The organism is Fibrivirga algicola (genome assembly GCF_011742925.1).
In the GTDB taxonomy this organism is placed as follows: Bacteria; Bacteroidota; Bacteroidia; order Cytophagales; family Spirosomataceae; genus Fibrella; species Fibrella algicola.
Window position 1 is genome coordinate 19324 of the sequence record NZ_WAEL01000002.1, and the last position, 22745, is coordinate 42068.

Consider the following 22745-nt stretch of genomic DNA (forward strand, 5'->3'; position numbering starts at 1 on the left):
ACTTATTTAGCTAATAAATACAATTATACCAGTATAAATTTTAATTTTATCGTATTTATGAACATCGTTCCTGGCTTAATGCAATGCGTTTTTCTACGCTGCTCTGGATGGATTAATATGCCTATTATCATTTTTTTAAATACGTGAATGCTCGTTTCCGGCATTTCGCATAAACAGACCTTTGCACCCAAAATCAATCGTTTTTTATGACCCATCTCTATCGTTTTCGCACAACATGCCGGTATCTGCCTTTACGTGAAGTACTGCTCTGTTCCCTGATCGCGATTGCAGCGCCTGTTGTCGGGAAAAATCAGGCGGTTTCTTCCTCAACACAGACGTCACAACCAAAAGTCGACATTACCATCTCCGGACGGGTTACGGATGCAACCACCAACGAGGCGCTGGCCGGTTGTACGGTGGTATTAAAGGGAACTCAGAAGGGAGCCACGACCGATGCCAATGGCGAATACCGGATCGTAGTACCCAACGGACCGGCAACGCTTGTATTTGGCTTCATCGGGTTTGAATCGCAGGAGGTAAACGTTGGTAATCAGACAATTATTAATGTATCGTTAAAATCATCGGCGTCCGATCTGTCGCAGGTCGTGGTGATTGGCTATGGTACCAGCACCAAAAAGGACGCGACCGGCTCGGTTAAATCGCTGAAAAGCACCGATTTCAACCGGGGTATCATCAACTCACCCGAGCAACTTTTGCAGGGTAAAGTAGCAGGGGTCAATGTAACGGCGGCCAGTGGCGAACCCGGCGGGCGGCAGAACATCACCGTTCGGGGACCGGGCGGCGTCAGAACGGGAAGCACACCCTTGTTTGTACTCGACGGAATTCCGCTCGATAACTCAAGCACGGGCGGCGCCACCAACCCGCTCAACTTCCTGAATCCGCAGGATATTGAAGCCATCGACGTCTTGAAGGATGCGTCGGCAACCGCCATTTACGGAGCTCGCGGAGCCAACGGCGTTATTCTGATCACGACCAAAAAAGGAAAAGCCGGAGCTGGCAATCTGACCTTATCGTCAAGCGTCGGTATTTCGAACATAGCGCATCCAATCACCTTGTTTTCGGCTGATGAATACAAACGGCAGGTAGCCGCTGTAGGTGGTGTCGTAGACGACCAGAAGGCATCGACCGACTGGCAGAAAGAAATCAGCCGCCAAGCCGTTACGCAGGACCACAACCTGTCGTTCAGCGGCGGGGCTGAAAAGCTGACCTACTACGGTTCGGTGGGCGTGCAGAATCAGCAGGGCGTCCTGAAAAACAGCCAGTTGAATCGGTACACAGGTCGGTTCAATGCCTCACAGAAATTTCTGGAAGACCGCCTGTCGATCGACGTAAACCTGACGGCTTCGCAAACAGAGAATACACGTCCACCTATCGAAGGCATCATCGGCGCGGCGCTCTCGGCTAACCCAACGTACCCGGCCCGCGACGCGGCCGGTGCTCCGGCCCGCTATCAGGCGTTTACCAACCCGCTGCTGTCGCTGGATTTGCAGAAAGACGTAACCGTCATTAACCGGGTCGTGGCCAGCGTGTCGCCCTCGTTCAAGATCACCAAGGACCTGACCTACAAGCTCAACCTGGGCGTCGACAATTCGAGTTCGACCCGTGACCAGCAGAGCTTTGCCAGTGCCATTCCGCAACAGGATGGCCGCCTGGATGCCACGTACCTGACTAACCGCAACGTACTGATCGAGAACTACTTCACCTACACACGTAACTTCGACAAGCATAACTTGTCGGCACTGGCGGGGCATTCATACCAGACGTTCTCGCTGACGGGCCGCAACTGGAGCATCAACAAATTCCCGTTGTCGCCTATTGAACCCGCCAATAACCCCGGCCTTGGGCAAGACTTAACTCTGGCCAATAACCGGCCGGGTGGCTATGCCATTGAGAACGAGCTGCAATCGTTTTTTGGGCGGGTAAACTACCAGTACAACAACCGTTACCTGCTCACAGCAACCGTGCGGGCCGACGGATCGAGCAAGTTCGGCGCCAACAATAAGTACGGTGTGTTCCCGTCGTTCTCGGCTGGCTGGCGCTTATCAGAAGAGGCTTTTTTGAAATCAGGCCCGTTCTCCGACCTGAAACTGCGCGCTGGCTGGGGACAGACCGGTAACCAGGAGATCCCGTCGAAGATTACCCAGGCGCTGTTTACCTCCAGCACCTCGGCGGCCACCAGTTACCCACTCGACGGCACCACAGTGTATCCGGCAGGTACGACCTACACCCGACTGGCCAATCCCGACATTCAGTGGGAGGTATCGACCCAAACCGACCTGGGTCTTGATTTTGGCCTGTTCAACGGCGCACTGACGGGCACAGTCGATTATTTCCGGAAAGTGTCGGGTAAGATTCTGCTCGAAGTAATCCCGGCCGACCCCATTCAACCAGCGTCGACTTACTGGACCAACGTACCTGACATGACCATCACCAACCAGGGCGTTGAGCTGGACCTGAATTACCGCTACGCCAGCACAGGCGGTTTCCGGTTCGATGTGGGCGGTAACATTACGTTCATCAAAAATATCGTTCAGAACTCGCCCTATTCGGTCATCACCTCCGGGTCGGCATCGGGAGCTGGCCTCACGTCGGCCACGGTCAATGGCTACGTGAATGGGCAACCGATCGGTACGTTCTTCCTGCGTGAGTATATCGGCATCGACGACAAAGGCATCAGCAAATACCGCGATGTAGATGGTGACGGCATTGGTGGTTCCGACAAAGACCGTATTGCAGCCGGCAGTGCCTTACCCACGCAGCAGTTCAACCTGAATTTCGGGGTCGGCTACAAAGGCTTCGACCTGGTGGCTAACGTCAACGGCGTGTCGGGCAATAAACTGTATGACAACACGGCCAACGCGTTCTTCTACAAGGCAAGGCTGGTGAAAGGGCTAAACGGCCCGTCGGAAGCCATTGGCGAGCCAACCGAGTCGATCAACAACGCAGCACCGGTATCGACCCGGTTCCTGAAAGACGGCGCATTCACCCGCCTCAACAACCTATCGCTCAGCTACAACATCGATGTGCAGAAGCTGGGGATCAACCGGTGGGTGAAGGGTATTCGGGTGTCGGCAACGGGGCAGAACCTGTTTGTGATCACCAACTACAACGGCTATGACCCTGAGGTAAGCACTGACCGCACGGTCAACGGCATTTCCTCGTACGGCATTGATTACCTGAGTTATCCGAAAGCACGTACTTACCTGCTTGGTCTCAATCTCACGTTTTAACAGTACCCTCACCCCCGGCCCCTCTCCCACGTTGGGAGAGGGGGATAATGCTCCGCTGACGGCGAAGCTACTGTAGAACGGCTCCCCTCTCCCAACGTGGGAGAGGGGCTGGGGGTGAGGGTCACCCACATAACCAATGAAAAAGACACTTCTTCTTACACTGACCTGTTTCAGCCTGGTGGCGCTGAACGGATGTACGGACCTTACCGAGAACGTGCTGGACGAATCGTCGGCGTCGGGGCTTACTGACAAGCAGGCGGCCGATGGCAACCTGGCCCCGGTATACGCCCGCCTGCCCGATATCTTCCTGCACACCAACTACTTTGCCATTCAGGAGATCTCGACAGACGAGGCCATTCTGCCCTACCGGGGTGGCACAGACTGGGGTGATAACGGCATTTACATTGCCCTGCACCAGCACACATCGACCAACACAGACCCCAACATTCGCAACACCTGGAACTTGCTGACGCAGGGTATTTCGCGGTCGATTACGGCCCTCAGCGCCCTCCCGACCATCAACGACCCCAATGTGAAAGTGTACATGGCGGAGGCGCGGGGTATGCGGGCCTACTACAACATGGTGATGCTCGACCTGTTTGGCGTAGTCTTCCTGAAAGAAAGTCCGCAGGCTATTTCAGACGTGTTGCGGGGTGAAGCCGCCCTTAACTACCTGAGGGCCGAACTGATGGCCGTTGAACCTGATTTGCTGACCACGGTTGGCCCTGGCCGTATGACCAAAGGGGCAGCCTGGGGGCTGCTGGCGCGTCTGTATCTGAACGCCGCAGTCTATCGCGATCGCTACGCCACTCAGTTTACCTTTAAGCCCGAAGACATGGACAAAGTGGTGGAGTATTGCGATAAGATCATCAACTCGGGGCAGTACCAGCTGTCGCGCGATTACTTCTCTATTTTCGACTCCAACAACAACAGCAATAAGGAATTGGTATTTGCCGTTGACCAGCGCGCCGAACTAAATGGACATAATCGTCTGGCCTATTTCTCGCTCTCGGGCGACCAGTATCCGCTGCCAGCTTTCCCCGGCGCCAACGGCACCGACGGCCCGGCCATCACGCCTGATTTTTACCGCAGTTGGGTCAATGCTTACGCCAGCGATCCGGCTGGCGTTGATCCGCGTTTTTACAAAAAGAACTGGACTATTCCGGCCGACTCATGCATTGCCGAGGCCAATTTCAACATGGATCGGGGTATCCTGCGTGGGCAACAGTATGGCCTGGTGCGGGTAAACGGGGCCTTTGTCCGCTGTGGTGCCAACTACCGCGTAGGCCGGCTCTTCAACATCTCGCGTAACCGCCCCACTCTGCCCGTTACGTTCACCGAGCAGGTCAACTACACGGTGGCTGGTAGCGATTACAACACGGGGTATCGAGTACTGAAATACGAGTTCAGTCGGAAATCGGTATCGGGCCGGAATCTCGGCGATGCCGACATCTCAATTGTACGCCTGGCCGACGTGTACCTGATGCGCGCCGAAGCCAAACTGCGCAAGAGCAATGACGCCGCCGGTGCCCTTGCCGATGTAAACACGGTGCGAGCCGCCCGGACGGCCACAGCCCCCGCCCCTGCTCTGACCAGCATGAACCTGGACCTGCTGCTGCGCGAGCGCGGGTTCGAGTTATACTGGGAGATGGTGCGCCGCACAGACCTGATCCGGTTTGGAAAATACGAAAGCGCCTGGACAGAAAAAACGGATTCTAATCCACAAAAACGCCTCTTTCCCATTCCGCAAACGGCCATCGACGGGGCGTCTAACTTACCGGGTTATTTAGTACAAAACCCAGGCTATTAATTGTCCACTCTAATTAGGTTGTCACGTCTCGGTATTCTTTCTTCGAATACTGGGGCGTGACAACTCTTTTTTTAAGTGTACTGATCCCGGCACCTATTCGCTCTACTGGTTTATTCTCTTTGTTTGTTTCTCTTCTTTACTCTGTGAAAAACCTACTCCTGCTTTGCTTGTTGGTCGGCTCAACGGCCCTCCTCGTCCCCGGCAACGTACCTGATCTAAATACGCTGAGGTTGAACCAGATTCAGTGCATCGGCTCACATAACAGCTATAAACAAGCGATTGCCCCCGTGTTAATGGCCATGCTGAAACAGATGGATTCAACGCGCTACAACGCCATTGACTACAGTCACAGCAGCCTGTCCGATCAGTTGAATCTGGGCCTGCAAAACCTGGAAATTGATGTGTATGCCGACACTAAGGGCGGGAAATATGCGCACCCCAAAGGCCTCGAGTGGGCGCAAGGCCAGCCAGCCTACGACCCAGACGGTGTCATGAATGAACCGGGCTTTAAAGTGCTGCACATCCAGGAAATTGACTTTCGAAGCAATTGCCTCACCTTTCGGCGCTGCCTCGATGAACTCAAGCGCTGGTCGGCGGCTCACCCCACCCATTACCCGGTATTCATCACCATGAATGCCAAAGACGACACCATTCGTCGGCCCGGCTTTTCGCCGCCCGAAGCGTTCACGGCACCCGTCCTCAACCAGCTAGACAGTGTCCTGCTGGCTACAATGGGGCGGAATAAACTCATTGTGCCGGATGATGTTCGGGGCCATTACAAAACACTGGAAGCTGCCGTACTAGCCAAAAACTGGCCCACAATGAAGGCTGCACGGGGCAAGTTTATGTTTATTCTCGATGAACAGGGGCGTAAACGCGATGCTTACCGGGCAGGGCACCCATCGTTGCAAGGCCGGGTGCTGTTCACCAACGCGTCTCCCGGTTCGCCCGATGCGGCAGTTGTCATCCTGAACAATTCAATTGACGATGGCGCCACCATCCGGGAGTATGTACAGAAAGGCTATCTGGTCAGAACCCGCGCCGATGCAGACACCAGGCAGGCCCGAACCAACGACTATCGTAATTTCACGGCAGCGCAGGAATCCGGCGCCCAGCTTATTACCACCGATTATTACGCCAAAAGCACGTTCTTTCCGTCAACATACCTCATTCGCTTCCCGGATGGCGGCTACCTACGCCCAAATCCGGTGGTTCGGTAGCTGGGTACGTTGCCAATGACCGTTATTCCGTGCTGCTGCTATTGACAAAAAATTCCGTTTATGCGTAACCAATTCGTTTCTGCCTTTCTCCTCCTATTGACGTTATCGTGCGCTGGCCCGTCGGAACTACGGAAACACCGCCACGCCTCGGATAAGCAAACGCTGACCGACCCAGTTGCCGGTGAACCAACAGCCATGCCCTACAACCGGCTCATCGATGCAGCGGGAACGGCCGTTTTTTTCGGTGATCCCAAACTCGAAAACCACGCCCTTGACCTCACCGCGCTGCCCGGCGGCAATCAGCTTGTGGTCGAGGATCGGTATGGTATTGCCGTACTGGACCGGGCCAGCCAGAAAATAGTTTACCGCTGGAGCCTGAGCGATGCTGCCATAACCAGAGGGCTGATGAGCACGTTCTCGGGAATCGAGGCCTTCACTGTCAACGGGCAGACGTACTTGGCGTGGGGGGCTTCAGAACGTGAGCGGGGCAAATCGGGCGTAGTGATCGCCACCTGGGTAAGCGGCAAGGTAGGTAACGTTGAGTTCCTCTCCTTTGCCCCCGTGGCTCCGTCGCCCCTCTCGTTACCTAACGACGTGACCGTGCGACTAGAAGGTGGCGAGTGCTTTCTGTACGTAGCCCTGAATGGTAATAACCAACTAGCGAAAGTTCGTTTCGCCGACCGGAGCACCGTCTGGACCGCCCCAACCGGCGTGGCTCCCTATGGCATCGCGCTGGCTGGCGACCGGGCGTTTGTGACCAACTGGGCTGGCCCCCAGCCAACCAACGAACCCGATTCGGCCGGCAAGCTGGAAACGGCGGGCGTTCCCTGGGGGCAGGCTTACATCGATCCGCGCACCGGTGCGGTTGCCAAAGGAACGGTCTCGGTCATTGACCTGACAACGGGCCGCGCTGATGCCGAAATTCCCGTTGGGCTGCACCCCAATGCCATTCTAGCAAGCCCTGACCAGAAGCGCCTGTACGTAGCCAATGGAAACAGTGATTACATTTCAGTGATCGACGTACCCACGCGGCAGGTGACCGACTCCATACCGGTGAGCTTATTCGGCATGAGCGACACCTACATTGGCAGCACCCCGAACGCGCTGGCCCTCGACGCGACAGGATCTACCCTTTACGTAGCCAACGGACATGATAACGCCGTGGCGGTTGTGGATCTCAGCGCCCCGACCACTCAGGTACGTACCTCAGCGGTACGCGGCTACATACCCACACAGGCCTATCCGGGTGGGGTTTTGCTGCTCGATAACACCCTCTACGTAACCAATCTGGAAGCAACCGGCGCACGGGCGCTAACCCCGGCCGATCAAGCCAGCCAAGGGGGTAGAAAAGACAGTCAACCCGCCTATAATTCGCACCGACAGCTCGCTTCACTCTCGATCATCGCCTTACCCAATGCCAACGAACTGACCACGTATACCGAACGGGTTCGTAAACTGAGCATGCAATTTCGACTGGCGCTGGCGGCGAAACTTCCCCGCCGCGACGCTCCGCCGCGTCCCGTTCCCGAGCGCATCGGCGAGCCGTCTGTCTTTCAGCACGTGGTCTATATCATCAAGGAAAATCGAACCTACGACCAGGTGCTGGGCGATATGCCCGAAGGCCGCGGGAAGCCCGAACTCTGCATATTTGGCGACAGCATTACGCCCAATCAACATAAACTGGCTCGGGATTTTGTGTTGCTGGATAACTATTACGCATCAGGAAAATCATCGGCCGAGGGGCACTCCTGGGTCGATGCGGCAATCGTGACCGACTATACCGAGAAAAGCGTTCGGGGCTGGTTTCGGTCGTACCCACACGTGCTGTACGACGCGCTGGTGTACAACCAGAAAGGCATGATCTGGAACAACGCCCTCGATCACGGCAAAACCGTCAGGATCTACGGCGAAGCCTGTACCTGCCAGTTCGATGAATCGACCCACGACTGGACCAAGCTGTACAACATGCGGCAAACGGGTCAGCCGTTTTCGTTCACCAATACCACTACCATCTCGCGGGTACGTCCCATTCTGTCGCAGAGCTTTCCGGGCTGCGATGACGAGAAGATCAATGACCAGATGCGTGCCGACGCATTTATTCGCGAATTGAACGAATATGCTGCCAAACCCGGCGATCAGTGGCCCAACCTGATGGTGATGTCCTTGCCCAATGACCACACCTCGGGTATGAGCCCGAAGTTTCCGACACCCCGCGCTATGGTAGCCGACAACGACCTGGCCGTTGGCCGCATTGTCGAAGCCATCCAGAAAAGCCGGTTTGCCGCCAACACAGTAATTTTCATTACCGAAGATGATTCCCAATCGGGCTGGGACCATATATCGGCTTACCGCACAACGGGTTTTGTGGTCAGTCCGTATTCGCGGCTGAAGCGCACGGTGACGACCAATTACAACCAGACGTCGATGCTGCGCACGATCGAGCAGATTCTGGGTTTACCACCTATGAATGTCATCGACGCCACGGCCCTGCCTATGTTCGATTGTTTTGTTAACAAACCGGATTTGAACACCTACACATCTCTGACTAATCGGGTGCCACTCAACGAAATGAATAAGCCACTGACGGCATTGCGCGGTAAAGCCCTGCGTTACGCCAAAGAGTCAGTTGAGGAAGCAGAAGAAGGTATTGACACTGGGGAAGATGAGCTTAACAACCGGATTCTATGGTTCTGGGCACGAGGCAACACCCCTTACCCACGCTTCAAAAGCTCTTCTACCCCTCACTAGTTTCATTGGTATTGACCAGATCAAAAGCCCGAATCCCCAAGATCCGGGCTTTTTGTTTACCGAAACTGGTCTAATACTGGTCTGAGTAGAACCGATTTTTCTGGACTAACTAGTTGCTACCTACCATTTTGATAGCAATGTCAAGGATAAGCAGTTACCAAGCCTGTTTTCCGGGAAAATACTCAAAATGCCAATACCAAACTAATGCCGTTCGCACCGATTAGTTAAAATAATTTAATAATTGGCTAGTAGATAACAGGGTAAAGCTCATTTCCATGCAGGATTAGTACTAAAAGATAAAGTAATCTATGCGAACAATTTCTACGAGAGAACTCCAGAGCCAGATACGGCGGGAGCACTCATCACCGGGCTGGCTTACCAGAAGCCGCCTGTGCGTATCATGGGTATTAGTACTGCTATGCGCAGCAAGTACATTTGCTCAGACAAAAATTACTGGGCGTGTACTGGACGAACAACAGGCGGGGCTACCGGGCGTAAGCGTAGTCGTAAAAGGCACAACGCAGGGATCGGTCACCGACGCGATGGGGAACTACTCGCTGAACGCCCCAAACAGAAACGGTTCACTGGTTTTCTCGTACATCGGCTTTGTATCTCAGGAAGTGCCGATCAACAACCAGTCGAACATTAACATCACACTGGCCGCCGACACCAAATCCCTCAATGAGGTAGTGGTTGTAGGTTACGGTGTTCAACGCAAAGAAACCATTACGGGCTCTGTAGTAGCCGTAAAGGGGGGTGATCTGGTGAAATCGCCAACTACCAACCTGTCTAACTCGCTGGCGGGCCGTCTGCCGGGTGTAACGGCGGTTAACCGTAGTGGTGAGCCAGGTTATGACGGATCGACGATTCGTATTCGTGGTACTAACACGTTAGGGAACAACAGCGCCCTGGTCGTTGTCGATGGTATTCCAGACCGGGCAGGTGGACTTGACCGGATCAACCCAGCCGATATCGAGACCATTTCTGTACTGAAAGATGCCTCGGCTGCCATTTATGGTTCACGGGCTGCCAACGGGGTTATCCTGATCACGACCAAGCGAGGCAAAAGTGGTAAGCCACAGCTCTCGTACTCGTTTAACCAAGGCTATGCGCAGCCAACGATTATTCCGAGTCTGGCTAATGCAGCCGAGTATGCAACGATGCTCAATGACCTGAGCGTATACGAGCTACCAGTAGCTGAATGGGCTGCCGCCACCAAAGCGTACCAGACAACGGGTTCATATACCCGTCCCGACGGTTCGATCCGGAAGGCGCCTTACACACCTACTGATATCACGAAATACAACGATGGGTCTGACCCATGGGGCCACCCAAACACCGACTGGTATAAGTCGACGTTGAAAACCTGGTCGCCACAGGCTCGCCATAACGTACAATTGCAGGGCGGTACCGAAGACTTCAAGTACATCGCGTCGCTGGGCTACCAGAATCAGGATGCGTTCTACAAGCAGTCGGCAACGGGCTATAAGCAGTATGATCTACGGGTAAACATTGATGCGAACATCAATAAATACCTCCACTTCAGCATGGGCGTACTGGGCCGCGAAGAATTCCGGTACTACCCAACGCGGGGTGCTGGCGCTATCTTCCGGATGCAGATGCGCGGCAAGCCAAACCAGCCAGCCTTCTGGCCAGACGGACGTCCGGGTCCTGATATTGAGAACGGTGAAAACCCAGTGGTGATCACTACCAACGCAACGGGTTATGACCGCGACAAGCGCGACTACATTCAAACCAATGGTCAGCTGGATTTCAAAGTACCAGGTATTGAAGGGCTGAAGATTTCGGGTACGGCCGCTATTGATAAGCTGAACCAGAATAACAAGCGGTGGGAGACTCCCTGGACGCTGTACGAAAAAGGATCGGGCGTTGACGCCAACGGCAACCCAAACCTGATTGCCAGTGTACGTGGCCCAGCCGAGCCTCGTCTGACCCTTGGTAACAACACGCAGCTCAACATTCTGTTGGGTGCCATCGGTACCTACGAACGCAAAATCGGTAATCATGGCTTCACCTTACTGGCCGGTGTAAACCGCGAGACAATCACGGGCGACAACTTCAACGCCTTCCGTCGTTACTTCATCTCGCCCGCTATCGACCAGCTCTTCGCCGGTGGTGACCTCAGCAAAGACAACGGGGGTGGTGCCTTCAACCGGGCTCGTTTGAACTACTTCGGCCGACTTGCCTACAACTACAAAGACAAGTACCTGCTCGAGTTCCTGGGTCGTTACGATGGTTCTGACATCTTCCCGGAAGCAACACGGTATGGCTTCTTCCCCGGCGTGATGGCGGGCTGGGTCATTTCAGAAGAAAACTTCCTGAAGACAAGTGCCCCGGTGTTTAATTACCTGAAACTGCGTGCGTCGTACGGGCAGTTGGGTAACGACCAGATTTACCTGCCTGGCACGTCGACCCTGGCCACATACCAGTATCTGCCAACCTACGGCTTCAATACGTACATCATCAATGATGGCCAGCAGAAGACGTTGTCCGAAAGCCGGATTCCAAACACGAACATTACCTGGGAAGTGGCCAACAACGCTGACATCGGTATCGAAGGTCAGTTGTTCAATGGCAAGATCAGCTTCGAATTCGATTATTTCAACAATTTCCGGACTTCGATTCTGTACCCACGTAACGCCTCTGTTCCCCGTACTACGGGCCTGACTCTGCCTCCTGAGAACATCGGTAAAGTGCGTAACCAGGGCTTCGATGCCCAAATCGGTTACAACGGCCGCGCTGGTGATTTCAAGTATAGTGTCAGCGTAAATGGTGGTTACGCACAGAACAAAATCGTGTTCTGGGACGAAGCACCGGGCGCACCTGAATGGCAGCGTACCACCGGTCGCCCCATTAACGCGTACATCGCTTACCTGTACGACGGTGTGTTCAAGGATCAGGCTGACATCGACGCAACGACGAGCAAGATCGACTACTCGGCGATTGTGAAGAACATCCGTCCCGGCGACATGAAATACCAGGACTACAACGGTGACGGTAAAATCACCCCTGACGACCGGGTACGTAATAACCGCACCAACCTACCCCTTTTCCAGGGTGGTATGAACATCACGGCCGGTTACAAAAACTTCGACTTGACTATCCTGTTCCAGGGTTCAGCCGGTGCACAGCAGTACATCAGCCTCGGCGAATCGGGCAACATTGGTAACTACCTGAAAGAGTTCTACACCGATCGTTGGACGGTTGACAACCCAAGCAGCGTGCACCCACGTATTGCTAACCGGAGCGATCAGTACTACTCAGGAGGCAACACCTACTGGCTCCGTTCGGCTGATTACATCCGCCTGAAAAATATGGAAGTGGGTTACACCCTCCCGGAGGCAATTGGTCGGAAAGCAGGGCTTAGCAGCCTACGTGTATACGTAAACGCGCTGAACCTGCTTACCATCGTAAACAAACTAGGCTCATACGACCCTGAAGCCGATAACTCAACAGGCCAGTATTACCCACAGTCGCGCATCATCAACACGGGTGTAGCCCTTCGTTTCTAATCAGTTAAGTTACCATGATACAAAAATTTAAAACCATCGGTCTGGCTCTTCTCATAGCATCAGTGGCTGTGACGGGTTGTAACGACGATTTTGTAGACACCCAACCCCTCGACCAGGTGGGTGGAACGGCAGTATGGGCAGATGCATCGCTGGCCGAAGCCTTTGTAACGGGTATCTACGCTGGCCTGGGCCAGGGCGGTTTCGACGAGCAGCAACTTGCTTCGCTGACCGACGAAACCATGTTTACTCACCCTGGCCGTGGCATCACGACCATTACCGAGGCACGTACTAACCCTGCTGACCAGGGCTGGGTGAACAACACCCTTGAGTGGAACAACATGTACCTCCGCATCCGGGCGGCTAACCTGGCGTTGCAAAACCTGGCAAAGCCGGGCTTTCCTAACACCAACAGCATCGTGGAGCGCCTGACGGGCGAGGCCAAGTTCATGCGGGCCTACTACTACCACCAGTTAGTGCGGTATTATGGCGGGGTACCCATCGTGGACAAGGCGTATGACTTAGGTCAGGCCGATTACACCATGCCACGCAATACGATGGAAGAGTGTATCAACTTCATCGTGAAGGATTGTGACGACGCTGCGACGCTGCTCAAAGGTAAATCGATGGCTAAAGGCCGCGCCAACGAAGGTGCTGCCCTGGCCCTTAAAGCCCGTATGCTGACTTACGCCGCCAGTGATCTGTACGACGTAACGACCGCCAAAAGCAAATCGACGGCGCACGCTGCCTTCGCGAAGCCTGAACTCCTCGGGTACGTATCGAGCAACCGCACTGAGCGCTGGCAGAAAGCTAAAGATGCCGCCAAAGCGGTACTTGACCTGACCGCCTACGGATCGCAGTTGAACCTGTCGGCTCCCGTAAGCAAAGAGCAGGGCATGGCTAACTACATGAACATTGCCTTGTCGCAGAATGGTGGTGAGAAAGATGTGCTGTTCTCTCGCTCATTTATCAATGGCAAGCAGGAAGCGGGTGGTCAGCAGGGTTTGTTCAACGGACCAAACGGCTACCATAACTGGGCGGGTAACACGCCGGTTTCGCTGCTCGTTGACGACTACGAAATGATGGATGGTTCGAAGTTTAGCTGGAGCGATCCGGCAAAAGCTGCCGCACCTTACACCAACCGTGATCCACGTTTCTACAGCTCTATTCTGTATGATGGTGCTCCCTGGAAACCACGTACGGCCGACGTAGCACCTAAAGATCCAGCCAACCAGATTCAGACGGGCCAGTATGAAGTGATCTCGGGTGGTGCCAAGGTAGCGATTCCCGGTCTCGACACGCGCAAGAGCTCAGTGGAAGACTGGAATGGTAGCTACACAGGGTATTACATGCGTAAGTTCATTGATCCGAACCCAGCTATCGTAGACCAGAACACGTATCAGCAAATTCCCTGGCCGTTCTTCCGCTACACCGAAGCGCTGTTCAACTACGCTGAGGCTTGTATTGAACTGGGTCTGGACGCTGAAGCACGTACCTGGCTGAACAAAGTACGTTTCCGCGCCGGTATGCCTGCTATCACCGAATCAGGTGCGGCGCTGAAAGAGCGGTACCGCAACGAGCGTCGGGTTGAAATGGTGTTTGAAGAGCAACGCTATCATGATGCCCGTCGCTGGATGATCGCTCCTACTACATTAGGACGTAAAGCCAATTACATCAACATCACGGGTACGTTAAAACCTGGCAAAACGGTGACTACTTATAAGTACGACCCAACCAGCTACGACTACACCTACAAGGTTGTTGAGGCTGACCCCGGTAAAGAAAACCGTTCATGGGCCGACAAGATGTACTTCCTGCCGATCAACCGCGACGAAATGAACCGGAACAGCAAATTGGTACAAAATCCGGGCTACTAGTCCCTATACCAGCACGGAACATACTACCGGGAGTAAGCGGATGAAAAGTCCGCGTTGCTTCTTATCTTCAACTGATGCCAGCGTGACTTACGCTGGCATTAGTCTTTTAACACTAGTCTGTTTATAGGCCATGAACACAGCCCTGCTTATCGGAATGATTGGATTGCTTGCCGATGTCGCCTGTCTGGCGCAGTCACCGGGTACGATTCGGGTGAAGGGCGGCGAGCAGGCCATCTCGTATCGGGATCGCTATCAGTATAGTCAGTTCCGCAACGGTACCGTATCATTTTTGAACGGCACTACGGTCGATGCCCGGTTCAATTACCACGTCATGCTGGGCGAAATGCACTTCATTACGGCACGCGGCGATACCATGGCGCTGGCCGACGAACCCATTGTGAAACTGGTCGAATTTAGCAACCCTACTCCCACCGACGGCTCGTCCCGGAACGTACTGTTTCTGTTTGACCGGAAACGGGGTTACACCGAGGTAGTCGCCGATTACGACGGTATCAAACTGGCGGCAAAACAAGGACTTCGAAGCACTAAACGAGAGAAGATGAGCGCCTACGGCCAATCGTCGGGTGCGGGAGCCATAACCACTTATCAGTTTTACTCGGGAGGCAACATGGGCGTTAGTAAACTTGATGCAAAAGGCGACCTGCTCTTCAGCAAGCAGACCACATTTTTCATTGTCGATAAAAACAACCGGTTTCACCCGGCTACCCGGGCTAGTGTAGGTAAACTCTTCAGCAATCATCGCCAGCAGATTGACACGTACCTGGAAAATGATCCCGTCGATTTCAGCCGGGAAGATCAATTGAAACGCCTGCTGGCTTATTGTAGCAAACTGATGTAAATCAGCTGATTTTTGTAGTGCATTTTCTGTATCCCCGTTCCATGATAGTTCCTTTCCAACGTTTACCTGGTTTACTACTGATTGCCGCCTGTCTCGTTGCCCTAAGTTGCCAGGACAAGCCATCGACCAGCGAATCGGCCACCCAAGCACAGGCCACAACGCCCGCCGGACCGCCGCTATTTACCCTACTATCGCCCGATCAGACCGGCATTACGTTCGCCAATAACCTTTCTGAGGGCTTGAATACCAACGTACTGATGTACGAATACTTTTATAATGGTGGCGGCGTGGCTGTCGGCGATCTGAACGGCGACGGGCTCGACGATATTTACTTTAGCGGCAACATGGTGCCCAACCAGTTGTATCTCAACAAAGGCAATATGGCGTTTACCGACGTCACGGCGGCGGCGGGCGTGGCCGGACGCGAAGGTCCGTGGCGCACCGGCGTGTCTATGGCCGACGTAAACGGCGACGGTCGACTCGATCTGTTTTTGTGCTACTCGGGTAGTGTACGCCCCGAAAACCGCACACCACAACTCCTCATCAACGATGGGCCCGACGCGCAGGGCGTTCCGCACTTTACCGATCAGACAACGCAGTATGGGTTAGCCAACCCGTCCCAAAGCACGCAGGGCACCTTTTTTGATTACGACCGCGACGGCGATCTGGACTTGTTTCTGCTGAACCACAACCCAAAATCGCTGCCTGTCCTTGACAAAACCAGTACGGCCGCTTTACGGAAGCAGGAAAATCCAGAAATCGGGATGCGGCTATTTCGGAACACCGGCAAGCGGTTTGAGGACGTGACCAGCCGATCAGGCCTGAGCAGTTCGGTGCTGAGCTACGGGCTTGGCGTGGGCGTATCGGACCTGAACGCTGACGGCTGGCCCGATCTCTACATTTCCAACGATTACGCTGTACCCGATTATCTATACCTCAACAACCGCAACGGCACCTTCCGCGATGCCCTCAAAACCAGCGTTGGCCATACCTCCAACTTCTCGATGGGCAATGCCGTGGTTGACGTCAATAACGACGCCCGCCCTGATATTCTGACGCTGGATATGCTGCCCGAAGACAACCGGCGGCAAAAACTGCTGATGGCCCCCGACAACTACGAGAAATACGCGCTTAGTGTAGAATCGGGTTTCCATCACCAGATCATGCGTAACATGCTCCACATCAGCAACGGCGATGGTACCTACCGCGAAATCGGGCAACTGGCAGGCATGTCGAACACCGACTGGAGCTGGGCACCCCTTCTGGCCGACTACGACAACGATGGCTGGAAAGACCTGTACGTGACCAATGGGTACGTTCGCGATTACACGAATCAGGACTTCCTGAAATACATGGCTGATTTCATGCAAAACCGGCCCTCTAACCCACAACGCGAAGATATTCTTGAGCTGGTACACCGGATGCCATCGTCGAACGTGGCCAACTACGCCTTCCGCAACCGGGGCGAACAGGACGGAAACGTGACCTTCGAAAATGCCGGACAGGCCTGGGGGCTCACGCAGGTCTCGAACAGCACCGGAGCCGCCTACGCCGATCTGGATAATGACGGCGATCTTGATCTGGTTGTCAACAACACGAATCAACCCGCCTATGTTTTCCGTAACGGAACAGATAAGAAGCGTAACTTCATTGGCCTGAAACTGGTTGGCATCGGCGCCAACACACAGGGCATCGGGGCGAAAGTAACCGTTTCGCGCAAGGGTAAACAACAGTATGCTGAGCAGATGCCCACGCAGGGCTACCAGTCGAGCGTATCGCCCCGGCTGCATTTTGGCCTGGGCACCAATACCATCATCGATTCACTACTGGTGGTGTGGCCAACCGGCAAGCAGCAACTGCTCACCAATGTGAAGGCGGGGCAACTGCTCACCCTGCGCGAGGCCGACGCGACAGCGACATACCGCGTACCGGTCCCCGGCCCTGCCCTTTTCCGTGCCACGAAATCACCGCTGGCCTACAGCCATCCTACTACAACGATCAACGATTTCAAGCGGCAGCCGTTGCTGGTCAATGCGCTGTCGTTTAGCGGTCCCTGCCTGGTTAAGGCCGACGTGAACGCCGACGGTCGGGAGGACGTGTTTGTGGGGGGCAGCAGCGGAAAAGTCGGCGAAATCTACGTACAGCAGGCCTCGGGCCAGTTCAGCCGTTTACCTCAGCCCGCTTTCGTTGCCGATACTGCGTCGGAAGATACCGACGCGGCCTTTTTTGATGCCAATGGCGATGGTTTTCCTGATCTCTACGTGTGTAGCGGCGGCTACGGCAATTTTCAGCCCGACGACCCGCGCCTGCAGGATCGGCTGTACCTAAACGATGGTAAAGGTCGGTTTACAAAGAGCCCCGCCGCACTACCCGCCATGCGAACCAGCACCAGTTGTGTGCGGGCCGCCGATGTGAACGGCGATGGTCGGCCCGATCTCTTTGTTGGAGGTCGGGTAGTGCCGGGCCGTTATCCCGAAACACCCCGTAGCTACTTATTGATCAACGCAGGCAAAGGAACGGATGGCCAGCCCAAATTCACCGACCAGACCGCGCAGCTAGCCCCTATGTTGGCGCAGATTGGCATGGTCACTGACGCCGCCTGGACCGACCTCAACGGCGACCGCAAACCCGAACTCGTGGTAGTGGGTGAATGGATGCCCGTGACGGTGCTCAGCCTCAGCGGCGGAAAACTGACCGATCAGACCACGGCGTTTCTGGGTAAAGACTACCGGGGCTGGTGGAACAAACTTTTGGTCGATGACCTGAACGGCGACGGCCGACCTGATCTGGTAGTGGGCAATCAGGGTCTGAATACCCAGTGCCGCGCCAGCGACCGCGAACCTGCCGAACTGGTTTACAAAGACTTCGATAACAACGGAAAAATAGATCCGGTCCTCTGTCTGTACGTACAGGGTAAAAGCTACCCGCACGCCACCCGCGACGAACTCCTCGACCAGATGAGCATGCTTCGGCAGCGTTTTACCAGCTACGATACCTATTCAAACGCTACCCTGACCGACGTATTTACCAGCGACGAACTTCGCGACGCCAAACGACTAACGGCCAACGAATTCCGCACCATGTCGTTCATTAGCTCGTCCACCGGAAAATATACCGCCGTTCCGCTACCCACCGCCGCGCAGCTAGCCCCCATCTTCACCGCCACGTCGCTCGACTACGACCACGATGGACATAAAGATTTGCTACTTTGTGGTAACACCACGCAGGCGCGTCTGCGTTTCGGCCGGGCCGATGCTAACAGTGGTACCCTGTTACGCGGTAATGGTCGGGGCGGCTTTGTGGCGGTGGCACCTGCTCAGGCTGGCTTCGGTTTAACAGGCGATGTACGCAGCGTGCTTCCGATTGGCAATACACTGTTAATTGGCATCAACCAGCAGCCTGTCCGCGCCTATCAGCCCGTTAAACTCTAGCCCGACAGAATGTATTTGGGTTCTGAACGGCTGTTCGCTATGTGTTGATTTTGTGAATTGCTTCGCGCTTGTGGCCCCTCGACTAGGCAGCCCCGACAGGCTCTGAGTTTACGGAGAAAACCAGTCCGTAAGCGTAAAAGCAATACACAAACAAAGACTCTCCATAACGCAGGAAGTCCCGAGCCAGTACTGGTTCGGGACTTCCTGCGTTAACTTATATCGTTTACCGACGGCCTCCGCGACCTCCGCCGCCCCCGTAGGAACGACCACCAAAACCGCCACCACCGTATGAACGGCCACTGCTGAAACCACCGCCATAGGAGCGCGATTGGTACGATGGGCCGCCCATGTTCTGGGTACGTCCCATGGGGGCGGACACCCTGGCACCACCGTTTGTGTAGCCACCATAACTGTTACCCCGGCTGCTATACCCCCTGGCTACAGGACCAAACGCCTGCCGCGCCGCCCCAACAAAGCCCCGATTACCGTAGGTAACGTACCCACGGCCGCTGGCAATGCGATTGGTGTAATACGTGTTGAACCGAGTATACAGATGCGGATAGTTGTAATATCCACGGTTGAAAAACCAGTTCGAGAAGCCATACGAAGGCAGTCCGTAAAACAGCAGATTACCACCAAGGCCATAGTAAAAGCCAGTGCCAAAGCCGTATCCGAACGACGGATACCAGACCGGCGATCCGTACCAGTACGGGTAGCCAAACCAGTATGAATATGGGTTGGCGTAGTAGTTTGGCGAGTTAGCGGGCCAGGCCGGATTCGGATTAATACCGCTGGTGTTGTACCCATTGGCCCGGGCATACTCCTGCCCCGCCTGCGCCAACTCCTGACGAGCCTGCGGATCCTGATTCAACTGGTTCTGGTAATCGGCCAGCTCCTGCTGATTCTGGGTTTCCACGTTAGCGTGCAGATCAGCCAATTGCGTCGCGATTCCCTGCGGGTCATTCTGGTAGTCGCGGCCCAGCTGTGCTGTCTGGTCGAGGTGCTGCGTCAGGAGCGACAGCACATCGGGCATCGTGATCAACTGGCGAAAAGCCGACTGGGTGGATCCGTCAAGTGGGGCGATCAGGTTCTCAAAAGCCTGATTGGCCTGTTGGTTCAGGTCGTCGGCCCGAACCAGGTCATCGTGGTGGTGCCGATAGAGTTTCCAGGTTGATTCCTGTAAATCGGTTGGCATCGATTTGGTTACCACTTGCACCGTCGACTGATCGGCACCAACGGGTAAAAGAGCCAGCGCATGCTGAATATCGGGGAAACGTGCCAACTCGTAAAACCAGCCCTGCTTAGTCTGGCCATACGATTGAATCAACCGCTCGAAAGCATCGCGGCTGTTATCCTGTTGCTGAACGAGTTTATCGAGTACGGTAGGTGCCTGACTGGCGAGCAATGCCGACCGGCGCACATCATCGCGGTAGGTAGCCAGCGACGAAAACAGCGACGGATTGGCGTTGGCCTGTGCTGCTGGCTGGTTCGTATTGGCAGGCACCTGCGCAAGCACAGGATGACCCTGTACAAGCAGTAACCCCATGCCCAGCACCAGGGCCTTTGCCATTAAAAAACGGGGAAACGCATTCATGAGTGAAAGCTTGTTTTAACGTGATCGTGGGTGAACCCGATTCGCTTCGCGAACGACCAGTAAAAGCTGTTCACATAACCAATCGGGCGACTATATACATAACAAAAAGCCACCCGGATTTAGTACGCCAACGAGTTAACCATTGGTTAAAACAAACAGCATGTTCGCGTGAACTGCTTCGCGCATGCGTTGCTTCGCGAGGCAGGCCCTTTGATGGGCATCCGCAACTTAACTCACCCGCTAGGAGTTGGCCAGTTCGTGTACTTCCAGCCGGTAGCCCACGCCATGCACGGCCGCAATTTTGAGGGTAGAATCAGTGGCCAGCAGCTTACGAAGCCGCGAAATAAACACATCGAGACTTCGGCCAACGGTAATGCCTTCATCTTCCCAGACAAGCTTTAAAATCTGGTCGCGTTCAAGCACCTGATTGGGATGATTCGCCAGCAATCGGAGCAACTTGGTCTCTCGATACGTTAACGTATGCCGCTCTTCCCCCGCTATAAGCGTCAGATTAGCTACATCGAGGCGTGACATACCGAAATAAAGCTGATCCGAGGTCGGCTGGGGGGTACTGGCAGATAAGGGCAACTCAGCAGCTGGCGGCTCGGCTTGCGAACGTACCTGACCCGACCAACGCCAGCCCACAAAAAGTACACCGACTAACAGGCTGCCAACGGCCAGCAGAGGCCAGACTGGCGGTTGCTTTTCGCCCGACGAAGCCGAAGCAAATATGACCTGAAGCATATAACAACCGGCGCTCTTTGATCGGCCGCTGCACGCAACACCTTTCGCATCTTTTCCGAACAGATCGGCCGCCGAATACCCTAGCAGCAATTCGCCCGTGGCACAGTCGAGCACCGCTACGTCGTAGGTATCGCTGATTTGGTGCACTGCCAGCGACTGCTGCAGCAACGCGGGCAACCGATCATAATCGAAGGTATGCCCCAACGCGACACGGAACGTCTGCGGGTTTGGCTGTTGCACCGCCGGAATCCGCGACGTTGAATCCCCTGCCGCCCTAAGCAGTCGATCAGCCGTGCGGCGAATCGCCAGGTTAATCTTATCGGAGCGATTGCCCGCCGTAGCCACGCCACTGGGTACGTTGCTGCTGAATCGGGCAAACAGCAAGCCCAGCAGGAGTAGCAAACTACTGCCCGCGACCAGCCGAATGGCCATCACTGATTTAGTTGTCAACGGCCTCATCATGAGTTAACATTTATCGACCGGCAGGCAGTGCGACAGCCAGTTGAAACCCCGCAGTGGAATCACCCGCAAGCCAGGGTGATTGGCCGGTTGCGGTACGGCAGGATCACACGGCACAACCAGGAGTTCGTCGCCTAGCCGGGCATCCCGCCAAAGGTCTTCAAGTTGTACCGAATATTGCCCTCCCGTTTCGTTGGCAGGCCACTGCTTCACTACTTTTCCAGCCCGCCGCAGCGCCACACGAAACAGTACTGGCTTGTTAGTTTTCGTCTGCGAATCGCGTTCAACGAGAGCCAGCACCCCCTGTCTGGTAAGCCAGATCGAGTTATACTCATAAACGTGATGCCCATTCAACGTCAGTTCCATGGCGCTATACCGGGGCGTATCGTGCGCGACGCTCCGGCTAGCCACCATAATAAACAGGCAACTGAGCAGGCTAACCAGAATTGCTTTCGTTTTCATGATCTATGTTTGTTCAAGCAGACCCGAGGCCTGCTTAATGGTAGAATTAATTCGGATTCACTGACTGTGTATCAAAGATAAGCAACTGACAAACAGACGCTAGCAACAACCAACGAAACGGGCAATTACTAACAGCCTTCCTGCAACGCCTTAAGCAAAGCAGGGTCCACTTTTTTTAGTTTAATAACTTGTTTCCCCGAAACCGACTGAGCACCGGAACCGGCCGTTGGCTCAACGATTAACTCATCGCCGATGCGCGCTGAAGGCCAAATCTCTTTTAGCTGAATCGACTCAACAGTTTCTGCGGCATCGGTCGGCCACTGCTTCATCACCGATCCATTTCGCCGCAGCGATACCCGGAAAGGAACCAGCTTATGCTTCAGGGCTTGCTCGTCGGCGACTTCACCACGAAGCCAGGAGCCCGGCCACAATTCGGCTGCCTGAAAGACGGAGTCAGCACCAACGGATGCGGTTGAACCACCCTGGAGCAGCAACGACTGATACGGCATGGCCCGGTCGTCCAGCATTTTCAGATCGCCCTCAATGACGCCTAATACACCAGGGTTGTTGAGCGTAAATAGCTCATAATTGACCGGGCGACCATTAACGGTCAGCGACGTTTTGACAGGCGTCGTTTTTGATACACTCCGCCCAATGAGCAGGCATAACGGGCAAAGCAGCAAAATGAAGAGCATTAGTTTCGTTTTCATGGAATATGGTTTGTTTAGAACTTTTTACATTGATTAGCGCCGAGGTTAGC

12 protein-coding genes are annotated in these 22745 nt (G+C 54.7%); 8 read left to right on the forward strand and 4 right to left on the reverse strand.

Going from position 1 to position 22745, the window contains the following annotated elements; all coding sequences use genetic code 11:
- The first annotated feature begins 206 nt into the window (after positions 1-206).
- The 8 genes from F7231_RS05395 to F7231_RS05430 all read left to right on the forward strand — a co-directional run bounded on the left by F7231_RS05395 (position 207) and on the right by F7231_RS05430 (position 18726).
- Complete coding sequence (locus F7231_RS05395) at positions 207-3251, forward strand: SusC/RagA family TonB-linked outer membrane protein (RefSeq protein WP_166691204.1); 3045 nt, start codon at positions 207-209, stop codon at positions 3249-3251.
- 136 nt (positions 3252-3387) lie between these two features.
- On the forward strand, positions 3388-5061 hold the full coding sequence (locus tag F7231_RS05400) for a RagB/SusD family nutrient uptake outer membrane protein (RefSeq protein ID WP_166691205.1): 1674 nt from the start codon (positions 3388-3390) through the stop codon (positions 5059-5061).
- 143 nt (positions 5062-5204) lie between these two features.
- Positions 5205-6281, forward strand: coding sequence for a phosphatidylinositol-specific phospholipase C1-like protein (locus F7231_RS05405; RefSeq protein WP_166691206.1), 1077 nt, complete (start codon positions 5205-5207; stop codon positions 6279-6281).
- A gap of 60 nt (positions 6282-6341) precedes the next feature.
- A complete protein-coding gene (locus tag F7231_RS05410) occupies positions 6342-9029 on the forward strand; it encodes a bifunctional YncE family protein/alkaline phosphatase family protein (protein WP_166691207.1) in 2688 nt (895 codons plus the stop codon).
- A gap of 308 nt (positions 9030-9337) precedes the next feature.
- On the forward strand, positions 9338-12562 hold the full coding sequence (locus F7231_RS05415) for a SusC/RagA family TonB-linked outer membrane protein (protein ID WP_085412501.1): 3225 nt from the start codon (positions 9338-9340) through the stop codon (positions 12560-12562).
- 14 nt (positions 12563-12576) lie between these two features.
- A complete protein-coding gene (locus F7231_RS05420; protein WP_166691208.1) occupies positions 12577-14436 on the forward strand; it encodes a RagB/SusD family nutrient uptake outer membrane protein in 1860 nt (619 codons plus the stop codon).
- A 130-nt stretch (positions 14437-14566) separates the two neighbouring features.
- Complete coding sequence (locus tag F7231_RS05425) at positions 14567-15295, forward strand: hypothetical protein (protein WP_085412499.1); 729 nt, start codon at positions 14567-14569, stop codon at positions 15293-15295.
- Positions 15296-15336: 41 nt separating this feature from the next.
- Positions 15337-18726, forward strand: a complete 3390-nt coding sequence (locus F7231_RS05430) for a VCBS repeat-containing protein (protein WP_166691209.1) — start codon at positions 15337-15339, stop codon at positions 18724-18726.
- A 223-nt stretch (positions 18727-18949) separates the two neighbouring features.
- Here the strand turns inward: F7231_RS05430 and F7231_RS05435 are convergent, their stop codons facing one another.
- From F7231_RS05435 to F7231_RS05450, 4 genes are all read right to left on the reverse strand, one after another.
- The gene (locus tag F7231_RS05435) at positions 18950-20320 is read right to left on the reverse strand and encodes a DUF3300 domain-containing protein (protein WP_166691210.1); all 1371 of its coding nucleotides are present in this window, start codon (positions 20318-20320) and stop codon (positions 18950-18952) included.
- Between the two features lie 240 nt (positions 20321-20560).
- Entirely contained in the window at positions 20561-21514 is a 954-nt protein-coding gene (locus tag F7231_RS05440) for a winged helix-turn-helix domain-containing protein (RefSeq protein ID WP_229369665.1), read from the reverse strand.
- Between the two features lie 15 nt (positions 21515-21529).
- Positions 21530-21985, reverse strand: coding sequence for a hypothetical protein (locus F7231_RS05445; RefSeq protein WP_166691211.1), 456 nt, complete (start codon positions 21983-21985; stop codon positions 21530-21532).
- 128 nt (positions 21986-22113) lie between these two features.
- Entirely contained in the window at positions 22114-22695 is a 582-nt protein-coding gene (locus F7231_RS05450; protein ID WP_085412494.1) for a hypothetical protein, read from the reverse strand.
- Between the last annotated feature and the right edge of the window lie 50 nt (positions 22696-22745).